This is a genomic window from Nocardia tenerifensis NBRC 101015 (assembly GCF_000308715.1).
Classification (GTDB): Bacteria; Actinomycetota; Actinomycetes; order Mycobacteriales; family Mycobacteriaceae; genus Nocardia; species Nocardia tenerifensis.
Genome location: NZ_BAGH01000467.1, coordinates 1 through 1516 on the forward strand (window position 1 = coordinate 1; position 1516 = coordinate 1516).

General features: G+C 67.2%; 1 protein-coding gene. It reads right to left on the reverse strand.

Features of this window, described 5'->3' with window-relative positions; genetic code table 11:
* Positions 1–34: 34 nt before the first annotated feature.
* Entirely contained in the window at positions 35–1360 is a 1326-nt protein-coding gene (locus tag ON39_RS34040) for an IS4 family transposase (protein ID WP_040740388.1), read from the reverse strand.
* Between the last annotated feature and the right edge of the window lie 156 nt (positions 1361–1516).

A 1516-nucleotide genomic window follows, 5' to 3' on the forward strand; every position in this document is an offset into this window, starting at 1 on the left:
CAAGGCCGCTCAGTTAAGGCGTCGTGCCCGGTTGTCAACCGGGCACGATATGCACGGTGATCTGGGTTTTGTAGGTGTTGCGGTCGATCGCGCCTTTGGCGCGGTGTTTGGAGATAGCGCGTTTGACTACGCGGGGGCTGGTGCGTTCCCGGCGTGGGGCAAGCAGCTCGGCCCGGACGGCGCGGCCGATGGTGCCGATCAGGTCGATGGTGGTGCCGGTCAGGACTGCGGCAGCGTGGATGAGCTGGTCGCGGGCGGTGTTCACGGCGATGGTGAAACTGCCCCGGTCGGCGGCGAAATCGCCGGTCGCCAGGGCGGTGTCGGCGATGGCGGTGCGCAGCGCTTGGTAGGTGATCAGCAGGGCGTAGACCTCTTGGGCGACGCCGTCGGGAGTACGGGCCCGCAGCACTCGCCCGCCGAGGATGGTCGATTTCAGCTCGAAATAGCTGGTTTCTATCTCCCACCGCTGATGGTAGAGACGCACCAATTCCGCAGCAGGGTAGCGTCTGTCGTCGGTCAAGGTAGTGATCAGCCGGTAACGGCCGGCCCGGCGCGGGCCGTCCTGGCAGCGCACGGTGATCTCGGCGTCGACAACCCGGACAACCACGGTGCCGACCCGCGCCAGCCACGACCGGTCGGGCAGCTGCTTGATCGGCGGCAGCGTGCGGTTGTCCTTGCAGCGGATCAGCAGCTCCGCCCGGGTTCCGGAGATCTTCTCGATCAACGCCGCGACCGCGAAGTTACGGTCGGCCAGCAGCAGCATGCCCGGTTTCAGGCAATCGAAAAGCTGAGGCGCGTAAGTGGTCTCACCGGTCAGATAGGGACCGAACACCGCGTCGATGACGGTGCGGGTGCCGCAGGCGACCACCGCCAGCAGCCGCAGCATCGGGTACCCGGCCTCGGCACCGGCCCGCCCGGTCTGCCGGCCGAACCGCGAAGAGTTGGCGGCGCTGTCCGGGATGAACAGCGACGTGCCGTCGATCGCGCACACCAGCAGGCCACGCCACCGCACCGCGCCCGCGCCCGGACCGGCCACCAGGTCGAACAACGCACGCAGCGCAGCGGTACCGACCCTGCGTAACGCCTGCGCCAACGCCGAGGACGTCGGAGCGGCCACCGGCAACCCGTCCAGGCCACTGATCAGCCGCGCCCACACCTGCCGGTACCCGATCTGCTCGAACAACACCCCGGCCAGCAGCAGATACACCACCACCCGTGACGGCAGCACACGCACCCGCCGCTGCACGCTGCGGGTCGCTTCCAGCGCGGCATCGACCAGGTCGAACGACACGATCTGGGTCAACTCACCCAGATGACCCGGCGCGAACGCACCCGAGGCCACCACACCGCGCCGGGGCATGACAGACTGAACAGACAGCGGAACTCCTGCACAGAAGGTTGATCTTGGTCGACAACCTCTCTACCAGTAGTTCCGCTGTCTCGCTTCACAACTCACCCACGCCCCTCACCTTCGGGGTTGACATCCACCCCAAACCGCTAACTGAGCGGCCTTGGG